This is a genomic window from Geodermatophilus sp. SYSU D00700 (assembly GCF_054050255.1).
Genome location: NZ_JBJGZA010000002.1, coordinates 1 through 21,642 on the forward strand (window position 1 = coordinate 1; position 21,642 = coordinate 21,642).

At 75.1% G+C, this 21,642-nt stretch carries 17 protein-coding genes; 8 read left to right on the plus strand and 9 right to left on the minus strand.

Annotation, left to right across the window (positions count from 1 at the left end; all coding sequences use genetic code 11):
• Positions 1 to 455: 455 nt before the first annotated feature.
• Positions 456 to 1,085, minus strand: a complete 630-nt coding sequence (locus ACI79V_RS01695; protein WP_456886263.1) for an alpha-ketoglutarate-dependent dioxygenase AlkB — start codon at positions 1,083 to 1,085, stop codon at positions 456 to 458.
• 39 nt (positions 1,086 to 1,124) lie between these two features.
• Positions 1,125 to 3,350 carry a RecQ family ATP-dependent DNA helicase gene (locus ACI79V_RS01700; RefSeq protein ID WP_456886265.1) on the minus strand — a complete coding sequence of 742 codons (2,226 nt, stop codon included), beginning with the start codon at positions 3,348 to 3,350 and terminating at the stop codon, positions 1,125 to 1,127.
• A gap of 75 nt (positions 3,351 to 3,425) precedes the next feature.
• Here ACI79V_RS01700 and ACI79V_RS01705 point away from each other — a divergent pair, with 75 nt between their 5' ends.
• The gene (locus ACI79V_RS01705; RefSeq protein WP_456886267.1) at positions 3,426 to 4,247 is read left to right on the plus strand and encodes a PHP domain-containing protein; all 822 of its coding nucleotides are present in this window, start codon (positions 3,426 to 3,428) and stop codon (positions 4,245 to 4,247) included.
• Between the two features lie 3 nt (positions 4,248 to 4,250).
• On the opposite strand, the gene ACI79V_RS01710 is transcribed toward ACI79V_RS01705, so the two are convergent.
• Complete coding sequence (locus ACI79V_RS01710; RefSeq protein ID WP_456886269.1) at positions 4,251 to 4,691, minus strand: hypothetical protein; 441 nt, start codon at positions 4,689 to 4,691, stop codon at positions 4,251 to 4,253.
• A 125-nt stretch (positions 4,692 to 4,816) separates the two neighbouring features.
• Between ACI79V_RS01710 and atzD the strand changes: the two genes are divergently transcribed.
• Together atzD and ACI79V_RS01720 are read left to right on the plus strand one after the other, a co-directional pair.
• The gene (gene atzD, locus ACI79V_RS01715; RefSeq protein WP_456886270.1) at positions 4,817 to 6,934 is read left to right on the plus strand and encodes a cyanuric acid amidohydrolase; all 2,118 of its coding nucleotides are present in this window, start codon (positions 4,817 to 4,819) and stop codon (positions 6,932 to 6,934) included.
• A gap of 141 nt (positions 6,935 to 7,075) precedes the next feature.
• Positions 7,076 to 8,146, plus strand: a complete 1,071-nt coding sequence (locus tag ACI79V_RS01720) for a PP2C family protein-serine/threonine phosphatase (RefSeq protein ID WP_456886272.1) — start codon at positions 7,076 to 7,078, stop codon at positions 8,144 to 8,146.
• Here the strand turns inward: ACI79V_RS01720 and ACI79V_RS01725 are convergent.
• The 3 genes from ACI79V_RS01725 to ACI79V_RS01735 all read right to left on the minus strand — a co-directional run bounded on the left by ACI79V_RS01725 (position 8,143) and on the right by ACI79V_RS01735 (position 11,740).
• On the minus strand, positions 8,143 to 8,703 hold the full coding sequence (locus ACI79V_RS01725; protein ID WP_456886274.1) for an RNA 2'-phosphotransferase: 561 nt from the start codon (positions 8,701 to 8,703) through the stop codon (positions 8,143 to 8,145). The two genes, ACI79V_RS01720 and ACI79V_RS01725, sit on opposite strands and share 4 nt — an antisense overlap.
• 122 nt (positions 8,704 to 8,825) lie before the next feature.
• On the minus strand, positions 8,826 to 10,244 hold the full coding sequence (locus tag ACI79V_RS01730; protein ID WP_456886275.1) for a DUF1116 domain-containing protein: 1,419 nt from the start codon (positions 10,242 to 10,244) through the stop codon (positions 8,826 to 8,828).
• Positions 10,241 to 11,740 carry an FdrA family protein gene (locus ACI79V_RS01735; RefSeq protein WP_456886276.1) on the minus strand — a complete coding sequence of 500 codons (1,500 nt, stop codon included), beginning with the start codon at positions 11,738 to 11,740 and terminating at the stop codon, positions 10,241 to 10,243. Before ACI79V_RS01735 ends, ACI79V_RS01730 begins: the two co-directional genes overlap by 4 nt.
• A gap of 183 nt (positions 11,741 to 11,923) precedes the next feature.
• On the opposite strand from ACI79V_RS01735, the gene ACI79V_RS01740 reads away from it, so the two are divergent.
• From ACI79V_RS01740 to ACI79V_RS01760, 5 genes are read left to right on the plus strand one after another with little or no spacing between them, the layout of a single operon-like run.
• Entirely contained in the window at positions 11,924 to 13,420 is a 1,497-nt protein-coding gene (locus ACI79V_RS01740) for a uracil-xanthine permease family protein (RefSeq protein ID WP_456886278.1), read from the plus strand.
• A complete protein-coding gene (locus tag ACI79V_RS01745; protein ID WP_456886280.1) occupies positions 13,417 to 14,304 on the plus strand; it encodes an FAD binding domain-containing protein in 888 nt (295 codons plus the stop codon). Before ACI79V_RS01740 ends, ACI79V_RS01745 begins: the two co-directional genes overlap by 4 nt.
• Positions 14,301 to 14,822, plus strand: a complete 522-nt coding sequence (locus ACI79V_RS01750) for a (2Fe-2S)-binding protein (RefSeq protein ID WP_456886283.1) — start codon at positions 14,301 to 14,303, stop codon at positions 14,820 to 14,822. The genes ACI79V_RS01745 and ACI79V_RS01750 overlap by 4 nt, the downstream gene beginning before the upstream one ends.
• A 40-nt stretch (positions 14,823 to 14,862) precedes the next feature.
• Positions 14,863 to 17,277 carry an aerobic carbon-monoxide dehydrogenase large subunit gene (gene cutA / locus ACI79V_RS01755; RefSeq protein ID WP_456886285.1) on the plus strand — a complete coding sequence of 805 codons (2,415 nt, stop codon included), beginning with the start codon at positions 14,863 to 14,865 and terminating at the stop codon, positions 17,275 to 17,277.
• On the plus strand, positions 17,274 to 17,957 hold the full coding sequence (locus ACI79V_RS01760; RefSeq protein ID WP_456886287.1) for an SRPBCC family protein: 684 nt from the start codon (positions 17,274 to 17,276) through the stop codon (positions 17,955 to 17,957). Before cutA ends, ACI79V_RS01760 begins: the two co-directional genes overlap by 4 nt.
• 35 nt (positions 17,958 to 17,992) lie before the next feature.
• Here the strand turns inward: ACI79V_RS01760 and ACI79V_RS01765 are convergent, their stop codons facing one another.
• The 3 genes from ACI79V_RS01765 to ACI79V_RS01775 form a co-directional block, all read right to left on the minus strand.
• Entirely contained in the window at positions 17,993 to 19,309 is a 1,317-nt protein-coding gene (locus tag ACI79V_RS01765) for a right-handed parallel beta-helix repeat-containing protein (RefSeq protein ID WP_456886290.1), read from the minus strand.
• Positions 19,310 to 19,627: 318 nt separating this feature from the next.
• Entirely contained in the window at positions 19,628 to 20,275 is a 648-nt protein-coding gene (locus ACI79V_RS01770) for a response regulator transcription factor (RefSeq protein WP_456877061.1), read from the minus strand.
• Between the two features lie 392 nt (positions 20,276 to 20,667).
• On the minus strand, positions 20,668 to 21,330 hold the full coding sequence (locus ACI79V_RS01775) for a LuxR C-terminal-related transcriptional regulator (RefSeq protein ID WP_456886291.1): 663 nt from the start codon (positions 21,328 to 21,330) through the stop codon (positions 20,668 to 20,670).
• Positions 21,331 to 21,642: the final 312 nt, after the last annotated feature.

Below are 21,642 nucleotides of genomic sequence, written 5' to 3' on the forward strand. Positions count from 1 at the left end.
ACCTGACAGATCTCGATGTCATCAACCAAAGGAACCCACGACCCGACCGGACAACCGACCAGGCCACGGGGGTTTGTTACTTGGCACTGACTTTCGGCACGCTGTTGAGTTCTCAAGGAACGGACGCGTTCGTACTCCGGCCTTTTCGGCCTTCGTTCGAGGCGGTGTCCTCACTGTACACCCGCTCCGCAGCAGTCGGGCCTCGGGGGCCTTTCCGGCGGTTGACCAGGCTGGCGGCCCGGTCCGTTCTCGCGTGGTGCAGGGAGAACCATACACGCCCTCGGAGGGGTCGTGCACGGGGGTCCCCCTGTCCGTGTCGGGCCCGTGGGTCCAGCGTCGGACGTGGGGTGCAACGGCCTCCGCGGCCGGACCATTCCCACGTCCACTCCGGTGCCCGATGAGCCGTCGCGGACGTGTGGTGCAACGGCGGGCGGGTCCAGCGCATTCTCGCCGGGTCAGGCGACGCCGGCCGGGCGGAACTGGACGCTGACCCGCGGCCCGACGGGCCGGGTGGTCTTCGGGATGCAGTGCTCCCACGTGCGCTGGCAGGAGCCGCCCATCACGACGAGGTCGCCGTGACCGAGCGGGAAGCGGAGGGTCTCGCCGCCACCGACCGGGCGGAGCAGCAGCGGTCGCGGGGAGCCGAAGGAGACGATCGCCACGAGCGTGTCCTGCGTGCGGCTACGCCCCAGGCGGTCGCCGTGCCAGGCCACGCTGTCCCGGCCGTCCCGGTACAGGCACATGCCGGCCGTGACGAAGGGCTCGCCGAGCTCGGCCGCGTAGTGCGCGTCGAGGGCGGTGCGGACATCGGTGAGCAGCGGGTGCGGCAGGACCTCGCCGCGTCCGTACCAGCGCAGCAGCCGCGGGACGGCGACCTCGCGGTCGTACATCTGCCGCCGGTCGGCCCGCCAGCCGATGTCGCCCAGCAGGACCTCGAGGACCTCGCCGGACCCCGTCACCCAGCCCGGCAGGTGGTCGACCCAGGCGCCGCGGCTGAGCACGTGCCGCCGGACGCGGCCGGCCAGCGGGGTGAGCGCCGCCTCCTCGGCGACGTCGAACATCGACGGCTGGTGCGCGAGCGACATGCTGGGAGGCTACGCCCGATCGAACGTGTGTACGACCCCTCAGGCCGTCAGTGCGAGGGCGAACGGCAGCACCCGGGAGGCGCCGGCCAACCGCAGCTCGCGGCCGGCCACGGTCATCGTCCAGCGCGAGTCGGCGAGGTCGTCGACCAGCAGCACCGGCACGGGGCCGAGCTCGTCGAGGCGGGCCCGGAGCTCCGGGCCGACGACGACGCGCTGCCACACCCCGGCGAGCCGGAAGGCGCTGTTCCCGCCCGGGCCTCCGGTGGGGCCGCCGTGCGCCAGCGACAGCTCCCCCAGGTAGGGCAGCCGGCCCAGCCGCGCCAGGCCCTGCGCCACCCCGGTCACCAGCCGCGGACGGCGGCGGGAGGGGACGGCGACCACGGCGGCGGGCCGCTCGGCCCAGTCCCACGCGCCGAGCACCCGGGCGCAGGCGCGCAGCAGGTCGTCGTCCGGCGGGACGTCGGTGACCGAGCGCTGCACCGGCACGTCGAAGGCGGCGTCGGGGTCCTCCTCGATGCCGGGTGCCTCCAGGTCGAGGGTCACCGTGCCACCGACGCCGTCGTCCCCGAGCAGGGTGCGCAGCCGCTGACCCCAGCCGAGGTCGGTGAGACGGGCGACGGCCCGGCCCGGGTCGAGGAGCTCACCCGCGGCGATCTTCCCCTTGACCGTCACGCCGAGCCGGTCGGCGCCGGTGGGCCACTGGGCGCGCGGGGCGAGCTCGACGCCCGGGCGGTCGAGCGCGGCCGACGCCGCCTCGGCCGCACCCTCGGGGACGTCGGTGGGGTACCAGGCGCCGGCGCAGACGTCGCACCGGCCGCACGGCGCGGCGGTCGGGTCGTCGAGCGCCTCCTGGAGGAAGGCCATCCGGCACCGCGCCTCGTCGACCGGTTTCGCGTAGGCGATCATCGCCCGCTGCTCGGCCTCGCGGGTGCGGGCGACGCGGGCGTAGCGGTCGGCGTCGTAGACCCACGGCCGCCCGGTGGACCGCCAGCCGCCCTGCACCCGCTCCACCGCGCCGTCGACGGCGAGCACCTTGAGCAGCAGCTCGAGCCGGGAGCGGCGGACGTCGGCCACCGTCTCCAGCCGGGCCACCGACCACGCCTTGCCGTCGGCCATCGCGGAGAGGACGGCGGCGGCGTGGTCCTCGCGCGGCATCGACGAGGTGGCGAACCACTGCCAGATGGCGAGGTCCTCGGGGCCGGGCAGCAGCAGGACGTCGGCGGAGTCGACGGCGCGGCCGGCGCGGCCCACCTGCTGGTAGTAGCTGACCGGCGACGACGGCGCGCCGAGGTGGACGACGAAGCCGAGGTCGGGCTTGTCGAAGCCCATGCCCAGGGCCGAGGTGGCCACCAGCGCCTTGACCCGGTTCTCCCGCAGCGCCTCCTCGGCCTCCTTGCGGTCGGCGTCGTCGAGGCGGCCGGTGTAGGCCCGGACGTCGTGCCCGGCGTCGCGCAGCAGCGACGCCGTCTCCTCGGCGGCGGCGACGGTGAGGGTGTAGACGATGCCGCTGCCCGGCAGGTCGCCCAGGTGCGCGGCCAGCCAGGCCAGCCGGGCGCGGTCGGTGGGCAGGCGCAGCACGCCCAGGCGCAGCGAGTCGCGGGCCAGCGGGCCCCGGACCGTGGTCACCCCGACCCCGCCGGCGCCGAGCTGCTCGGCGACGTCGGCGACCACGCGCTCGTTCGCCGTCGCCGTCGTCGCCAGCACCGGCGTGCCGGCCGGGAGGGTGCCCAGCAGGTCGCGGATGCGGCGGTAGTCGGGGCGGAAGTCGTGGCCCCAGTCGGAGACGCAGTGCGCCTCGTCGACCACGAGCAGGCCGCAGCGCGCGACCAGGCCGGGCAGCTGCTCCTCGCGGAACCGCGGGTTGGTCAGCCGCTCCGGGGAGACGAGCAGGACGTCGACGTCGTCGGCGGCCAGGGCCGCCGCGACGTCGTCCCACTCGGTGGCGTTGGCGCTGGAGATCTCGACGGCGCGGATGCCGGCGCGGGCCGCGGCGGCCACCTGGTCGCGCATCAGCGCGAGCAGCGGGCTGACCAGCAGGGTGGGGCCGGCGCCGCGGCGGCGCAGCAGTGCCGTGGAGACGAAGTAGACCGCCGACTTGCCCCAGCCGGTGCGCTGCACCACCAGCGCCCGCTCGGACCGCTCGACCAGCGCGGCGACGGCGGCGTCCTGCCCCTCGCGGAAGACCGCGTCGGGCCGGCCGGTCAGCTCGCGGAGGACCCCGAGGGCCTCGGTGGCGAGGTCGGAGGCAGGCGCGGCGGTGCTCATGGGTCCCGACAGTAGGTGCGTCCCCCGACAGCGGGGCCGTCCGTGCGGGACCTGGGGACGGCGGGCAGGATGGGGATGATGCGACCACCGGACAACCACGTGCACACCGGGTGGTCGTGGGACACCCCGAGCTCGGTGACCATGGCCCGCGCCTGCGAGCAGGCCATCGCCCAGGGGCTGCCGGCGATCGCCTTCACCGAGCACCTCGACTTCACCGTGTGGGGTCCCGACGACCGGGCCACCACGCTGGGCCTGGTCGACCGGCACGCCTCGCGGCACCAGCCGATCGACAGCGAGGGCTACTGGGCCGAGCTCACCGAGGTGCGCGAGCGGTTCCCCGAGCTGCGCATCTGGTCGGGCGTCGAGGCCGGCGAGCCGCACCTGTTCGAGTCGAGCGTGGCCGCGCACCTCGACGGCGCGCCGGTGGACCGGGTCCTCGGCTCGCTGCACTCCCTCCACGACGGCGACCGGCTCTACGGCGTCGGCCAGCTGCTCTACCAGGACGCCGACGGCACGATGCGCCGCTACCTCGCCGAGGTCGTCGACATGGTCGAGCGCAGCGACGTCTTCCAGGTGCTCGCCCACGTCGACTTCCCCCGGCGGTACTGGCCCGGCGGCTCGCACCGCTACGTGGAGAAGGACTACGAGGAGGAGTACCGGGCGGTGTTCCGCGCCCTCGCCGGCACCGGGCGGGCGCTGGAGGTCAACACCAGCAGCCCGCTGGCCTCGGCCGACCAGGTGCGCTGGTTCCGGGAGGAGGGCGGCGAGGCGGTGAGCTTCGGCAGCGACGCCCACCAGCCCGGCGCGGTCGGGCAGCGCTTCGACCTCGCCGTCGACGTCGTGGAGGCGGCCGGCTTCCGGCCCGGGCGGGACCGCTTCGACTTCTGGCGGCGCTGACGCTCAGCCGGCCACCCGGTCGAGGGCGTCGCGCCACCTGCGCCGCAGGCCAGGCGGGGCGATCAGGCGCTGGGCCAGCAGCACGGCGCGGCCGCGCAGACCCCGGCCACCGGAGTGGTGCATGACGACGTCGACGTGGCTGCCGCCGCCGTCCCGCGGGGTGATCCGGATGTCGCCGGTGCCGCGGTCGCAGTGGTCGCTGTCCAGCAGGGTCCAGGCGACCCGGTCCGGGTCCGGCCACTCGTAGCGCAGCAGCACCCAGAACGGGACGCCCGCGCTGCCCTCGCGCACGACGGCCCAGCCCTCCCCCTTCTCGCGGACCTCGTACTTCGCCGGGTCCAGGGTCTTCGACCACACCTCGAGGCGGCGGTCACCGACGTCGGTGAACGCCTCGCGGACCTGGACGGGGGTGGCTCGGGTGTCGAAGCCGAAGTGGACCCGCATCGCCGTCTCCGTCCGGGTGGCCCCCGTGCCTGCCCGGATCATGCACCCGGCGGAAGGCCGCCGGTCGGGAAGTCGTCCCGGTCAGGTACTTCACCGCTAAGAGAGACGCCGCTAGGGTCGCCGGGGTGACGACCCGCCGCGCCGTGATCGCCCTGGGCGGCAACGCGATGACCGGACCCGACGGCGCGGCCACGGCCGCCGCCCAGCGAGCCGCGCTCGCCGTCGCCGCGGACGCGATCGCGGAGGTCGTCGCGGCCGGCGTCGAGGTGGTGCTCACCCACGGCAACGGCCCGCAGGTGGGCAACCTGCTGGTCAAGAACGAGATGGCGGCGCGCGTCGTCCCGCCGGTCCCGCTGGACTGGTGTGTCGCCCAGACCCAGGCGACCGTCGGCTTCACCCTCGCCGACGAGCTCGACGCCGCGCTGGCCGCCCGCGGGCTGGACCGCCGCACGGCCGCCCTGGTCACCCGCACGCTCGTCGACGCCGACGACCCGAACTTCGCCACGCCGTCCAAGCCGGTCGGCCGCCACCTGCCCGCCGAGGAGGCCGCCCGCTTCATCGCGCTCGGCCAGCTGTGGGAGGACCGCGGTCCGCGCGGGTGGCGGCGCGTGGTCGCCTCGCCCGAGCCCCGGTCGGTGGTCGACGCCCCGGCCATCGCCGCGCTGGTCGCCGCCGGGTTCGTCGTCGTCTGCGCCGGTGGCGGCGGGGTGCCGGTGGTCGCGGGCCAGCCGATGCGCGGCGTCGAGGCGGTCATCGACAAGGACCTCACGGCCGCGCTGCTGGCCCGTGAGCTCGAGGCCGACACCCTCGTCGTCGCCACCGACGTCCCCAACGTCGTGCTCGGCTTCGGCACCGGGTCGCCGTCGCCACTGGGCCGGGTCACCCCCGCCGAGCTCCGCGGGCACGCCGCGGCCGGGGAGTTCGGCCGCGGCAGCATGGGCCCGAAGGTCGAGGCCGCGCTGCGTTTCGTCGAGGGAGGCGGCGAGCGCGCCGTCATCACCTCGCTGGAGAACATCGCCGGCGCCGTCACCGGCGACGCCGTCGGCACCGTGTTGCAGGAGGACCCTGCTGCCCCCCCACCGCTCGCAGGCTCGCGGCGGGCCCCTGCAGCAGGGCCACGTGTGAGAGAAGAGGAAGACGTGCCCGCACCGATCGAGGTCCGCAAGGTCCCGCTGCACAACGTCAGCGACGCCAGCGAGCTGGCGAAGCTCATCGACGACGGCGTCATGGAGGCCGACCGGGTCGTCGCGGTCATCGGCAAGACCGAGGGCAACGGCGGCGTCAACGACTACACCCGGATCATCGCCGACCGGGCGTTCCGCGAGGTGCTGCTGGAGAAGGGGACGCGCAGCAAGGAGGAGGTCGCGCAGATCCCGATCGTGTGGTCCGGCGGCACCGACGGCGTCATCAGCCCGCACGCGACCGTCTTCGCCACGCTGCCCGAGGACGCCGTCGAGAAGACCGACGAGCCGCGGCTGACCGTGGGGTACGCGATGAGCGAGCAGATCCTGCCCGAGGACATCGGCCGGGTCGCGATGATCGAGACGGTCGCCGAGGGCGTGCGGAAGGCCATGGCCGCGGCCGGGATCGACGACCCCGCCGACGTCCACTACGTGCAGACCAAGACCCCGCTGCTGACCATCGACACCATCCGCGACGCCAAGAGCCGCGGGAAGACGGTGTGGACCGAGCACACCCACGAGTCGATGGACCTGTCCAACGCCACGACGGCGCTGGGCATCGCCGTCGCCCTCGGCGAGATCGGGATGCCGCGCGACGAGGACGTCATGCACGACCTGTCGCTGTTCTCCTCGGTGGCCTCCTGCTCGTCGGGGGTCGAGCTCGACCGGGCGCAGATCGTCGTCGTCGGCAACGCCCGCGGGCACGGCGGTCGCTACCGGATCGGCCACTCGGTCATGGAGGACGCGCTCGACCAGGACGGCATCTGGGAGGCCATCCGCTCGGCCGGCCTGGAGCTGCCCGACCGGCCGCACCACACCGACCTCGGCGGCCGGCTGGTCAACGTGTTCCTCAAGTGCGAGGCGGACCCGAGCGGCATGGTCCGCGACCGGCGCAACGCGATGCTCGACGACTCCGACGTGCACTGGCACCGGCAGATCAAGGCCACCGTCGGCGGCGTGACCGCAGCGGTCACCGGCGACCCCGCGGTGTTCGTGTCGGTGGCCGCCGTGCACCAGGGCCCCTCCGGCGGCGGGCCGGTCGCGGCGATCGTCGAGGCCTGACCCCCCGGGCGCGTCGCCGGCCCTCGCCGGCGACGCGCCCGCCGACGTCCGGTGACGCCCGGCGGTCCGGTGCGCGCCGGGACTCGTCTACGTTGGGCGCCCGGACGCGGCTGCGGGGAGCCCGCGGGACGAGGGGGCGCAGTGGGCGGACGCGTCCGGGCACACGGGCTGCCCCTGGTGTTCCTGCTCGGCCCGGCCGTGCTCGACCTCGCCCTGGGCAGGGACCAGGTCCTCCTGGGCCTGGTGGCCGCCTCTCCCCTGGTGGCGGCCACCCTGACCGGACGGCGGGCGACCGCGGCCTACGGCGCCGCGGCGCTGGTGACCGCTGCCCTGCTGGGCGTCTACGACCGGCAGTACAGCGCCGAGGCGCTGCCCGCCCAGGTCGTCCGGCTGGTCGTCGTGGCCGTCGCCGGTGCGGTGGCCGTCGGCGCCTGCACCCTGCGCGTGCACCGCGAGTCCGAGCTCGCCCGGGTGAGCGCCGAGGCGGCCGCGACGCGGGCGTCGCTGGAGCTCGGGGAGACCCTGCAACGGCACCTGCTCGGCCCACCTCCGGTGGTCCCCTCCCTGGAGTCCGCGGTGCGCTACCTGCCGGCGCTGCGCGGGACCCGGGTCGGCGGGGACTGGTATGACGCCTTCCCCGCGGCCGGCGGCACCGCCCTGGTGATCGGCGACGTCGCCGGCCACGACCCCCGGGCCGCGGCCGCCATGGCCGAGGTCCGGGGGATGCTGCGCGCGGTCGCCGTCGACGCGTCGTCCCCGGCGCGGGCCCTGGAGGCGCTGGACCGGGTGATGGCGCACCTGACGGCACCGGCCCTGGCCACCGTCGCGGTCGCCGTGGTCCGTCCCACCGGCGACGGCGGGACGCTGCGCTGGTCCAACGCCGGCCACCCGCCGCCGGCGCTGGTGGCCGCGGACGGGTCGGTCCGGCTGCTCGCCGGCACCCCCGAGCCGCTGCTCGGCGTGGCGCCCGGGACACCCCGCACCGACGCCGACCTGCCGCTCCGGCGCGGGGACACGCTGCTCCTCTACACCGACGGCCTCGTCGAGCGGCGCGGCGGCACCCTCGACGAGGGCGACGCCTGGCTCGTCGGGGAGCTCGCCCGGCGCGCGGGCGACCCGCTCGGCGAGCTGTGCGACCGGCTGCTGGCCGCGGCCGCCACGGCCGGCCGTCACGACGACGTCGCGCTGCTCGCCGTCCGGGTCCCGGGCTAGAGGACGCCCAGGTACCGCGGCGGGACGGCGTCGACCAGCCACACCCCGTTGGCCGAGCGGGTGAACACCACCCCGGCCGCGGCCAGCCCGGCGGCGTCGACCCGCAGGACGGCGGCACGGCCGCGGCGCTCCCCCACCGCGCGGGCGGTGACCTCGTCGGGGCTCAGGTGCACCGCGTGCCGCCGGCCCGGGCGCAGCCCCTCGGCGAGGATCGCGGGCAGGTTGCGCACCGCGGTGCCGTGGAAGAGGACGTCGGGCGGGGCCTCGGCGGCGTACCCGAGCGCGACCGGCACGCTGTGCCCCTGGCTGGCGCGGATCCGGGTGCCGGTCGGGTCGAACGCGAAGCGCCGCTTGTCGTTGCGCGCGACGACGTGGTCGAGGTCCTCCCGGGTCAGTGGCATCCCGTGCGCGGCGAGCGCGGCCAGCAGCGCGGCGACGTCGACCCAGCCGGCGTCGTCGAGGACCAGCCCCACGCTGTCGGGCCGGTGCCGGAGCACGTAGGACAGCCGCTTGCTGACCCGGACGACGTCGTCGCGCCCGGGACCGCTCCTGCCCACGCGGGGAGCCTGCGGCCCGGCCCGGCCGGGCGCCACCCGTCGTGCCCGCAGCGGCGCGAGACCGGCGGTCTCGTGGCGATCAGGCGCCGACGGCCACGACAGCGCCGGTCCCGCGGAGCAGGTCAGGCCGCCGCGGGCGCGGTCCGGGCCTCCTGCGCCAGCGCGGCCAGCGCACCCTCGAAGCACTCCCGCGGCGGCTGGACCAGACCCGCGCCGACCTGACCGGTACCGGCCACCCGCCCGGCCATGCCGGTGTTGATCTGCGGCAGCCACCCGGTGCGGGCCACGGCGAGGACGTCGATGCCCGTGGGGGCGCCGCGGAAACCGAGGATCGGGATGGCCATGGCCGGGTTCTCGGCGAGGGTGAGCTGGTACATGCGCTCGGTGGTGGCCAGCGCGTCGGGGACCGTGCCGCCGACGAACCGCACGATCGCCGGCGCCGCGGCCATCGAGAACCCGCCGACACCGTAGGTCTCCATGATCGCGGAGTCGCCGATGTCGGGGTTGGCGTCCTCGGGGCCGTAGTCGCCGAGGAACAGGCCCACCGGCGTCTGCGCGGGCCCGGTGAACCAGCGGTCGCCGGTGCCGGCGGTCTGCACGCCGAACTCGGTGCCGTTGCGGGCCATCACCGTCACCAGCGTCGAGCCCGGGACGTCGCGGGCGGCGTCCATGGCCAGCTTCGCCGTCGGCATGCCGAGGTTGAGGAAGAAGTGCTCGTTGCCGCCGATGAAGCGCAGCGCGGCGGCGACGTCGTCGGACGGCGCGTCGAGCGCGACCAGCGCCGGGGACAGCTCGCGCAGGGTCATCAGCGAGCCGGCGCGGTTGCGGTTGTGCCCCTCGTCGCCCATCTGCAGCATCTGCGCGAGCACCGCCTTGACGTCGAGCGGCTCGGCCATCGACCGCACCGCCCGGGCCAGCAGCGGGCCGAGGACGTCGCGCATCCAGGCCAGCCGGGTGAGCACCTCCTCGCCGAAGGCGCCCATCCGCAGCACCTTGCCCAGGCCCTCGTTGAGGTTGCAGTACGCGCGCCCGCCGTTGACCGGGTCCTCGAGGCACCACGTCCACATCGACGGCGACGTCACCCCGGCCATCGGGCCGACGGCGGAGCGGTGGTGGCACGGCTCGAGCTCCACGCCGCCGGAGGCCAGCAGCGCCTCGGCCTCCTCCACCGTCGACGCCCAGCCCTCGAACAGGCAGGCGCCGACCAGCGCCCCGCGCATCGGGCCCGACGCCGCCTCCCAGGTCAGCGGCGGGCCGGAGTGCAGCAGCACCCGCCCCTCGAGCCCGAGCACCTCGTGAGCCGGCCGGACGTCGACCAGCACCGAACCCGTGGCCAGCACCCGCTCGACCGCCGTCCGGTTGGCCGCGGCGCGGCGCGGGTCCAGAGCCAGCGCGGCGAGGTCGGCCGGGTCACCGAGCGCCGGCGGCCGCCAGTCGACGTCGGCGACCTCCGTGCCCTGCGCGCGCAGCGCCCCGGAGAAGACGTCGACCCCGGCCGCGACGATCGACGGCGGCGCGGAGAGCAGGTCGGACAGGGTCATGACTGCGCTCCCAGCAGGTCGAGGGCGTACCGCGTGGCCGCGGCGTTGGAGGCGAAGACGGCGGCGCCGGCCGCGGCCAGGGCGTCGGCCTGCCGGCTCCAGCCCTGGGGGTCGGCCTCGGTGCCGACGAGCGCGACCACCACCGGCAGCCGCGCCCGGTCCCGGGCCGCGGCGAGGGCCGGCGCGAGGGCCGCCGCCGGGTCGGGGTCGGCGCCGTACCCGAGGACGACGTCGAGCAGCAGCACCGCCGGCTCACCGGACCCGGCCAGCCGGGCGATCGCCTCCAGCCGCAGCGTGGGGTCGATCATCGGGTGGGCGCGGCCGACGGTCAGCGCGTCGTCGCCGAAGTCGACGACCACGTGCCCGGTGGCGGACAGGTCCGTACCGAGGTCGAGCTCGGGCCGCAGCGGGGTGTTGGAGCGGACGTCGCCCAGCACCGGCGCCGCCAGCAGCATCGCCTCGTCGGCGAGCGTGCCGCCGGAGTAGAACCCCTTCAGGACGGCGCCGGCCGGCGCCGCCTCGTCCGGCCCGGGGCGGGACGGCCACGCCGGCACGTCGCGCCCCATGTCGGCCAGCAGCGCCTCGACGGCGGCGGTGAGGTCAGGGGTCTCCCGTGACAGCGCGGCCGACCGGACCGGCGTGGCCAGCCCCGCGGCGGCGCGCTCCACGGCCTCGTCCACCGACGGCGCCGGTGGCTTGGAGACGACGAGGATCCGCTCGGTGGCGGGGTCGGCGTCGAGCGCGGCCAGCGCGTCGAGGGTGGCCAGCCCGCCGACGGCCTCGGACAGGTCGCGCCCGCCGACGCCGATCACGTGCGAGACGCCGACGCCGGCCGCGTCGAGCAGGCAGGACACCTGCTGCGCGCCGGTGCCCGATGCCGCGACCACGCCCACCGGACCGGGGCGGACGACGTTGGCGAAGCCCAGGGCGACGCCGGAGACGATCGCGGTGCCGCAGTCGGGCCCCATGACCAGGACGCCGGCCTCGTGCGCGGCGCGCTTGAGCGCGACCTCCTGCTCGACCGGGACGCCGTCGGAGAAGACGAGCACGCTGCGCCCGGCGGCGATCGCGTCGGCGGCCTCGAGCGCCGCGTACTGCCCCGGGACGCTGACGATCGCGAGGGCGGGCGCGCCGGGGGCGAGGTCGTCGAGGCCGGCGCCGATGGTGCGGGCGGGCTGGGCGTCGGCGGTGGCCCGGGAGCGCTCGCGCTCGGCCAGCGCGGCGTCCACGGCGCTCACCGCGGCGGCCAGGGCGTCGTCGTCGACCGCCCGGACGGCGATGAGCAGCTGGTCGGGCGAGGAGGTCTGCTCGGGGGCCAGACCCATGCCGGCGGCGAGCTCGACGTTGAGCGGCGTGGCCATGGCCACGAGGACGGCGGTGACGCCGTCGCGCGCGCCGACGTCCCGGCTGACCTGCATCAACCGCACGGAGTCGGCGTACACGCCACTGCGCAGGGAGACGTGCCGGACACCCTCGGCAGGATCGGGAGCGCTCACCCTCCGAACCGTACCGGGAGGGTTCCTCAGCGGTGAGGTATCGGCCCGGCAACGATCTTGTTGCACGCGGAACATTTAGCGCTGAGGCACTTCCGTCCCTGTGAGGCGCGTGACACTGTGACGGCCTCCCGGGGGTGCCGGCACCTCCCGGCTGCGTCGGATGGGCAGGTCGAGGAGGTCCCCATGGCGTTCGGTTGGAAGCTCTACGGAGACGGGAAGACGCCACCGCTGGGTGAGGCCGTCGCTCCCGACGAGCGGCTGTCGTGGCCGCGCACCATCGGCATCGGCGCGCAGCACGTGGTCGCGATGTTCGGGGCGACCTTCGTCTTCCCGATCGTCATGGGGCTCGACCCCAACCTCGCGATCATGATGAGCGGGATCGCGACGATCATCTTCCTGCTCATCGTGAACGGGAAGGTGCCGAGCTACCTGGGCACCAGCGCCTCGTTCGTCGGCGGCGTCGTCGCCGTCCGGGCGCAGGGCGGCGACTCCGGTGACGTCGTCGGCGCGATCCTGGTCTCCGGCGTCGTGCTGGCGCTGGTCGGCGTCCTCATCCACTTCGCCGGTGTCCGGTTCCTGCACGCGATCCTGCCGCCGGCGGTAACCGGCGCGGTCGTGCTCCTCATCGGCTTCAACCTGGCCCCCGTGGTGGCCGGCATCTACTGGCCCCAGGACCAGTGGGTGGCGCTGGCCACGATGTCCTTCGTCATCGTCGCCTCGCTGCTGCTGCGCGGCTTCTGGGCCCGGATCTCGATCCTGCTCGGCCTGGTCTTCGGCTACCTGCTGTCGGTCCTGCTCGACGCGACGGCCGGCCAGATCACCTCGCCCGACGGCACCGGCGAGGTCGTCACCCGCGACCGGATCAACTTCGACACCGTCGGCCAGGCCGACTGGTTCGGCCTGCCCGACTTCACCGCGCCCAGCTTCTCGCTGAACTTCAGCCTCCTGGTGCTGCCCGCCGTCATCGCGCTGGTCGCGGAGAACGCCGGCCACGTCAAGGCGGTCGCCGAGATGACCAAGCGCGACCTCGACCCGTACATGGGCCGCGCCATCGCCGCCGACGGTGTCGCCACCGTCGTGGCCTCCTCGGTCGGCGGCTCGCCCACGACCACCTACGCCGAGAACATCGGCGTCATGGCCGCCACCCGCGTCTACTCGACGGCGGCCTACTACGTGGCGGCCCTGGTGGCGATCCTGCTCGGCCTGTGCCCGAAGTTCGGCGCCCTGATCAACATCATCCCGGGCGGCGTCCTGGGCGGGATCACCGTCGTGCTCTACGGGATGATCGGCCTGCTCGGCGCGAAGATCTGGAAGGAGAACCGCGTCGACTTCGCCAACCCGATCAACCTGGTGCCGCTCGCCGCGGGCATCATCATCGCCATCGGCAACGTGAACCTGCAGATCACCGACACCTTCTCGCTGGGCGGGATCGCCCTGGGCACCATCGTGGCGGTGCTGGGCTGGCACGTGGCCCGCGCCCTGGCGCCGGCCGAGATGCGCGCGGCCCTGCTGGCCGAGCAGGAGTACGCCGGTGGCACCGGCCCGGCGCTGGGCCACGCCGGAGCGCACGACTACGGCCACACCGGGCGCGGGCGGCACGAGTACAGCCCCGACCCGTCGTCGGTCGACGAGGTCGGCCGGCCCGGCATCGACACCCGTAAGGGGACGCTCGACAGGTGAAACCCGCTCCCTTCCGCTACGCCGACCCCCGGTCCCTCGAGGAGGCGCTCGACGTCCTCACCGCCGAACCCGGCGCCAAGGTCCTCGCCGGCGGGCAGTCCCTGCTGCCGCTGCTGGCGATGCGGCTCTCGGCCCCGGCCACGCTGGTGGACATCAACCGGGTGCCCGGCCTCGACACCGTCGAGGCCACCGGGGACGGCGTGCGGGTGGGAGCCCTGGTCCGGCACAACGGCCTCCTCCGCGACAGCCCCGACGCGACCGCCGCCGCCCGGGTCCAGCCGCTGCTGGCCCGGGCGACGGCGAACGTCGCCCACCCCGCGATCCGCAACCGCGGCACGACGGTCGGCTCGATCGCGCACGCCGACCCCTCGGGCGAGATGACCTCCGTGCTGGCGCTCACCGGCGGCTCGGTAACGGTGGCGACGCCGGGGGGCCGCTCCACCGTCGGCTGGCAGGACCTCTTCGTCGGGCCGCTCGAGACCTCGCTGGCCGGCCCGGCCGTCGTCGTCGATGCCTTCTTCCCCGCCCTCCCGGAGCGCTCCGGGACCGCCTTCGCCGAGATCTCCCGGCGCAAGGGCGACTACGCCGTCTGCGGCGCGGGCGTCGTCGTCACCCTCGACGCCGACCGCCGGGTCGCCGCCGTGCGGGCGTCCTACCTGTCCGTGGGTCTGGTGCCCGAGGTGCACGACCTCACCGAGGCCGTGGCCGGCAAGCCGGTCGACAGCGCCGACTGGGCCGCCGCCGGCGCGCTGGCCCGCACGCTGGTCGACCCCGACGGCGACATCCACGCCAGCGCCGACTACCGGCGGCTGCTGGTCGGGGTGCTGACCGAGCGGACACTGGCGCAGGCGGCAGCCGAGGCCGTGCAGAGGAGCGCAGCATGACCACCCCCGTCGACAGCGAGCGGACGGTCGCCGTCACCGTCAACGGCGTCCTGCGCGAGGCCACCGTGCCCGTGCGCCGGGTGCTGTCGGACCTGCTGCGCGACGACCTGCGGCTGACCGGCACCCACGTCGGCTGCGCGCACGGCGTCTGCGGGTCGTGCACCGTGCTGGTCGACGGCGACCCCGTGCGCTCCTGCCTCGTGCTCGCCGTCCAGGTCGACGGCGCCGAGGTGACCACCGTGGAGGGGCTGGCCCGCGAGGACGGCGAGGGCGGGCAGGTGCTGCACCCGGTGCAGGAGGCCTTCCGCGAGTGCCACGCGCTGCAGTGCGGCTTCTGCACCCCGGGCTTCCTGGTGACCATCGCGGCCGGCCTGGAGGCACGGGACGCGGCCGCGGAGATCACCGACGAGGAGGTCGACGAGCTCGTCGGCGGCAACCTCTGCCGGTGCACCGGCTACGCCAACATCCGCAGGGCCGTCCGGCACGCCGCCGCCGCGATGCGGGAGGACGCCCGGTGAGTGCCTTCGTAGCGCCAATGGCACCCCAGGGAGCTGCCGCGTGACCACGAAGCTGTTCGGCGAGCCGGTCCGCCGGCGCGAGGACGCCCGGCTGATCACCGGACGGGGCCGGTACCTCGACGACATCGGCGCCGGCGCCCTGGCCGCCGCCTTCGTGCGCAGCCCGCACGCGCACGCGCGGATCACCGACGTCGACGTCGAGGCCGCCCTCGACGTCGAGGGCCTGGTCGCGATCTACACCTACGAGGACCTCACCGGGCCGATGGCCGAGCCGCTGCCGGTGCTCATCCCGCACCCGCAGCTGCACGCCCCGCGCACCGGCTACGCCCTGGCCAACGGCGTGGTCCACCACGTCGGCGAGCCGGTCGTCATGGTCGTGGCCACCGACCGCTACGTGGCCGAGGACGCCGCCGAGCGGATCGTGGTCACCTACGAGGAGCTGCCGGTCGTCGTCGGGGTCGACGCCGCCCGCGAGGCCCGGGCCGCCGTCCACGAGGACGTCCCCGACAACGTCGCCGCCCGGCACCACCAGGAGACCGGCGACGTCGAGCCGGCGCTCGCCGCCGCGCCGCACACGCTCTCCTTCACCCAGTACATCGAGCGCAGCGCCTGCATGCCGCTGGAGGGCAAGGGCGTGCACGCCCGCTGGGACCCCGACGACGGCAGCCTGCGGGTGCACTCCAGCACCCAGGCCTCGACGTCGGTGCGCGCGGCGATCGCGGCGAAGCTCGAGCTGTCGCTGGACCGCGTCGAGGTGATTGCGCCCGACGTCGGCGGCGGCTTCGGCGTCAAGATCGTGCACCCGTGGCCCGAGGAGCTGCTGGTGCCGATGGCGGCCATCCGGCTCGGCCGCGAGGTCAAGTGGGCCGAGGACCGGCGCGAGCACTTCGTCTCCAGCGCGCACGAACGGCAGCAGCGGCAGGAGGTCACCGTCGGCTTCGACGACGACGGCCGGATCACCGCGCTCGACGTGCACATCTGGCACGACAACGGCGCCTACACGCCCTACGGGATCATCGTGCCGATCGTCACGGCGACCCAGCTGGTGGGCCCCTACGTCATCCCCGTCTACCGGGTGGTCGTCGAGAGCGTCTACACCAACACCGTCATCGTCACGCCCTACCGCGGAGCCGGGCGGCCGCAGGGCTGCTTCGCGATGGAGCGGACGATGGACCGCATCGCCGACGCGCTCGGCCTCGACCGCGCCGAGGTCCGCCGTCGCAACCTGATCACCCCCGACCAGTTCCCCTACGACCACCGGCTGACGTTCCAGGACGGCCGCCCGGTCATCTACGACTCCGGCGACTACCCCGGCCTGCTGGACAAGCTGGTCGCGCTCGTCGGCTGGGACGAGGCCGCGGCGCTGCGGGCCGACGCGCAGGCCCGCGGCAAGCTCCTCGGCGTCGGCATGGCGCTCTACGTCGAGGGCACCGGCCCCGGCCCCTACGAGGGCGGGCACGTGCAGGTGCTCGGCAGCGGCAAGGTGCTCGTGTCCACCGGGCTGACCTCGCAGGGCCAGGGGCACGAGACGGTGTTCGCCCAGATCGTCGCCTCCGAGCTCGGCGTGCCCATCGAGGACGTCGAGGTGCACACCGGCGACACCCGCCGCTTCGGCTACGCCGTCGGCACCTTCGCCTCCCGGGCCGCGGTGATGAGCGGCAACGCCGTCGCCCTGGCCGCCCGCGGCGTGCGGGAGAAGGCGATCCGGATCGCCGCCGACGTCCTGGAGGCCAACCCGGAGGACCTCGAGATCGACGACGGCCAGGTGCAGGTCAGGGGGACGCCGGGGGCGTCGATCCCGCTGCGCACCGTGGCGGTGCTGTCCAACCCGCTGCGCTACGCCTTCGACGAGGCGGCCAAGCAGGCCACCCAGTTCGCCGTCCAGGGGTCCGACGACAAGCCGCCGGTCGCCCCCGGGGACGCCCCCGGCCTCGAGCACCGCGACTACTACTCCCCCATCCGCTCGACGTTCGCCTCGGGCGCGCACGCCGCCGTGGTCGAGATCGACCCGCAGACCTGGGAGATCGACGTCGTCCGGTACGCCGTGGTGCACGACTGCGGCAACGTCGTGAACCCGATGATCGTCGAGGGTCAGGTGCACGGCGGCGTGGCCCAGGGCGTGGGCGGGGCGCTGTACGAGCGGATGGCCTACGACGGCGACGGGCAGCTGCAGAACGCGTCGTTCATGGACTTCCTCATGCCCTACGCCTCCGAGGTGCCCGACATCGCGATCGACCACCAGGAGACGCCCTCCCCGCTCAACCCGCTGGGCATCAAGGGCGCCGGCGAGGCCGGGGTCATCCCCGGGACGGCGGCGATCGCCTCGGCGATCGAGGACGCGGTGGGCCGGCGGATCACCGCGATGCCGATCTCCCCCACCGAGCTGTACGACCTGATGCGAGACGAGACGGCGGAGCGCACGGCTGCGTCGCGGACGACGGGAGCCCCTGCGTGAACCTCGACGGCTCGGCGGTGCTGCACGGCACGCCCGAGGAGGTCTGGACGGTCATCACCGACCCCGCGGTGCTCGCGCGGACGATCCCCGGCTGCGAGTCGCTGCAGCGGACCGGCGAGGACGAGTACCGCATGGACGTCTCGGTGGGGGTCGGCGCGATCCGCGGGACCTACGCCGGCGAGGTGCGGCTCACCGACCAGCAGCGGCCCTCGTCCTACGTCATGCACGCCTCGGGTGCCGGCGCGCCCGGCAACGTGCGCGCGACGGTCACCATCGGCCTCGAGCCCACCGACGAGGGGACGACGCTCACCTGGTCCGCCGACGCCGTCGTGGGCGGACCGGTCGCCGGGGTGGGCCAGCGGATGATCACCGGCGTCGCGAAGCGGATGGCCGGGCAGTTCTTCGCCGCGATCGACCAGGAACTGATCTCCGGTGCACCGGTCGAGGCCGCGCCCGCCGCGGCCCGCGCCTCGTCGGCCGCCGTCAGCTCGACCGAGGCGCCCACGGCCGTTCCCGCGGGAACGCCGTCCGCGCCCGAGCCGCAGGTGTTCCGCGGTGCGAGGGCCCCGGCCGGCGCGCCGTCGTCGGACCTTCAGACCCTCGCCGTCGGCGCGCTCGGCGGCGCGGGGCTCACGCTGCTCGGCGTCCTGGTCGGCTGGCTGCTCGGCCGCCGCCGCTAGCGGGAACCAGCGCCCACCGGGGGCGGAGGGTGCGGTCAGTCGGCCGGGTACGGCGGCGCGCCGCAGATGTCCGCCGGGAGGCTGGCATCGCAGCGGTTGCCCGCGGAGGTCAGGTCCGGACCGGCGGCCAGCAGGGGCGGGATCGAGCCGTCGCTGACGAACACGTCCCTCTCCACCACCCGGCCCGGTCGCACGATGACGTGGTTGTCCCCGAAGGCGTTCCCGACGATCCGGATGTCGTCCACGAGGCCCGCGCTCGCGCCCTCCGGTGCGTCGGGCGCCGGGAGCGAGAGCAGCGTCAGACCGCCCGCCGGGTTGGTGGGCACCGGCACGCTCTCGGGCAGCGTCACCGTGTTGTCCGTCACGACGTTGCCCGTGATGCTCACGTCATCGGCGTTGACCACCTGCACGCCGACGCCGGAGACGTGCTCGTCCTCGTCGCGGCCCTGTCGGCAGTACCGGTCGTTGTCCGTCGCCCGGTTGCCGCTGAGGTGGAACCCACCGCTCGGGACGTCCCGCCCGTCGTCGGGCACCTGGGTGAGGACGTCGTCGAACAGCAGGAGCCCGATGCAGTTGCCGGTCAGGGTGTTCCCGGACACGTGTCCGCCACGGGCCTCCCGGAGGTGGATGCCGAGGTCGTACCCCTCGACGTAGTTGCCGGAGACGTTCGCGGCGGCCGCCCCGGAGTCCTCGATCCCGATGCCGGCGGTGCCCGAGTCCGGCCGGCTCGCGGTGCCGCGGTCGAGGCCGACCTCGATGTTGCCGGTGAACCGCACGTTCGTGGAGTCCAGGGCGAGGATCCCGTACCCGTCGTGCGCGTGACCCGCCGTGTCGGACACCGAGAACCCGTCGGCGCCCCAGGCGGTGATCCCGCTGGCGGGGTGGTTGCGGGTCATGACACCGGAGACCCGCACCGGGCCGTCGGGGTCGAGGAAGAAGAGGGCCGACACATCGTCGGCCAGCGTGGCCGGGTCGTCCTCGCCGTCGACGCGCTCCTGGGCCGCCCAGCACACCGATGACCTGGCCGGCGCCGGCGGCAGGTCCTCGGGGGTGTCCCACCCGGGCCACACGATCTTCGTCGCGGCAGCGCCGGCACCCCGGATGGTCAGGCCCTTCCCCTCGATGCAGACGGCCTCTGCATAGGTGCCGGGCGCCAGCCGGATCGTGTCCCCGGAGTCCGCTGCGTCCACGACGTCCTGGATGGACTGGCCCGGCCTGACGTCCCAGGTCCGGCCTCCGCCTCCCTGCGCCGACGCCGCCCCCGGCGCGGCGGCCACCAGCAGCGTGCCGGCCCCGGCCACGGCGAGGGCACGCCGCACCCGAGGGTGGCGCGTGGTCGGTGCTCGGTCCACGACACCGCCTCTCTGGATGCGGCGTCCCGGACGGTCGTGGGGGAGCGCCGACTCGGGGGGACCTGGCAGTCGCCCGGCGACGCAGGTCACCCTCCCGGTGCACCCGGCGGCGTCCAACCGGACACGGGTATGAACCTGCCTCCACCCGAGGTCGTGGTACCGGTCCGGGACCGTCCAGGCGCGACCCGCGAACCGGCTGCCGACCCCTCGCCGGGCGCGCCCCTCGGTCGCCGGTCGCGCGCCCCGGGTCGGACCCGTCCCACCCGGAGCGCCGGGACCGCCGTGGCCGGGCACCCCGCTGCGGACGGCGGCCCGGCGTCAGACCGCGGGTGACCGGTCGCGGTTCACCAGGATGGCCAGCTGGGTCCGGCTGCGGACCCCGAGCCGTCGCATGGAGGCGGTCAGGTGGCTCTTGACCGTCGCCAGGCTGAGGAACAGCCGGCGGGCGATCTCCTCGTTGCTGAGGCCCTGCGCCACCAGCTCGGCGACGTCGCGCTGCCGGTCGGTGAGCCGGTCGAGGACGCGCTCGGGACCCTGCGCCGGCGCCGTGGGGTCGGCCAGGTAGCGGACCAGGTGGCTGGTGGCCGAGGAGTCGATGGCCGGCTCGTGCCGGGACAGAGCGCGCACGGCCTCGACCAGCCGGGCGGCGCAGGAGCGCCGGGGGAGATAGCCCCGGACGCCGGCGCGCAGCACCTCGACCAGCTCGGCGCCGGGGTCCTCCCGCCGCTCGGCGAGCACCAGCACCGACGCCCCCAGGTGGCAGAGGTCCCGCAGCAGCGGCAGCGTGGCGCCCTGGACGAGACCCTGCCGCGCGACCACCACCTGCACCGGGACGTCCGCGGCGACGCTCAGCGCCCCGGGCAGGTGCTCGGTCTCCGCGACGACGGCCATGTCGGGCTCGGCCTCGAGGACCACGCGCAGGCCCAGCCGGAAGACCTCCTGGTCCTCGCAGAGCAGGATCCGCACCAGGCTGGACGGTGGCCGAGCGAGCACGGGCCGGACCGGCCGGGGGACCGCTCGGGCCCGCGGAGGACCCGCGTGCCCGGGCGCGGTCGCGCCAGGACCGTTCGGACGGTGCAGCCGCGGGCCCGGGAGCCCCCCTCTGCTCGGGAGGTCATCTGGACTCATCCTGTTCCCCTGTCCGGTCGGTGACGGGGTGTGGAGGCCGGGGTTCTCCAGCCGAACGGAACCTGTTCGTCTCAGCGGATCTGGTGAAACCGTAGCGCGCAACCGGTCTGTGCAGGCAGGAACTGTGCACGGGAGTCACAGCTCACGTCCAGGCTCCTGCCAGGCACCGGGGCGACACTCCGCCTCCGTCCGTCCGGCCAGTACGCAGAGTCATCCCCACGACACGGAGGTCAACCGTTGGCGGGGCCCACCTGGCGGCCGTCGTCCGGCCCGGGCCGGGGCCTGCGGTTGACGTGGATCGCCAGCTGGGTGCGGTCGCGCAGGCCCAGCCTCCGCAGCGCCACGGTGATGTGGCCCTTGACGGTCGCGCGGCTGACCTGCAGCCGGGCGGCGATCTCCGCGTTGGTCAGCCCCTCGGCGACGAGCTCGGACACCGCCTGCTGGCGCGCGGTGAGCGGGTTGCCGTTGGTCGGCTGGGACGCCGGCCGGCTCCCGTCGAGCTGGTGCAGCAGTTCGCCGGTGACGGTGGCGTCGAGCAGGGTCTCGCCCCGCAGCACGGCCCGCACCCCCTCGACGAGGCGGTCGGAGCTCACGGTGGTGTGCACGTAGCCGCGTGCGCCCGCGCGCAGGGCCTCGACCATGTCGCCGCCGCTGCCGGCCTCGCCCAGGAGCACCACGCGGGTGCCCGTGGCCGTCAGGGCCCGCACCAGGTCGGGGATCGCCGGGCCCTGTGTGCCGAGTCCTACCAGGGTGACCTCCGGCCGCAGCTCGGCGGCCAGTGTGAGGGCGGCGTCGGCGTCCGCGGCCTCGGCCACCACGACGAGGTCGGGCGCCCAGCGCAGCACTGCGCGGAGACCGTGCCGCAGCACCTCGTGGTCGTCGCAGATCAACACCCGGGCCCGGGGGACGCCACCGTTCCGGGCATCATCCCGTGGAGGGAGTCTCCCCTCCGGTTCGCCGCCCATGCGTCTGCTCCGCTCAGGTCCGGCGCCCTGCGCCCCCATACCTGAGACGGACAGTAGAGATGGCGCGCGACCCTCCGCCACCGTCCGTGTCCCCACCGTGCGGGAACGGGGGACCGATTCATACCCAGGTATGGAGTGAGGGGCTCCCCGAGGCGGGACCGTCCCCGCCTGGGGTGCTGCACCCGGGGGTGCGCGACCCCTCCGGGGGCGTCCTCCCTGGTGACCGGCCCCCTCCACCCC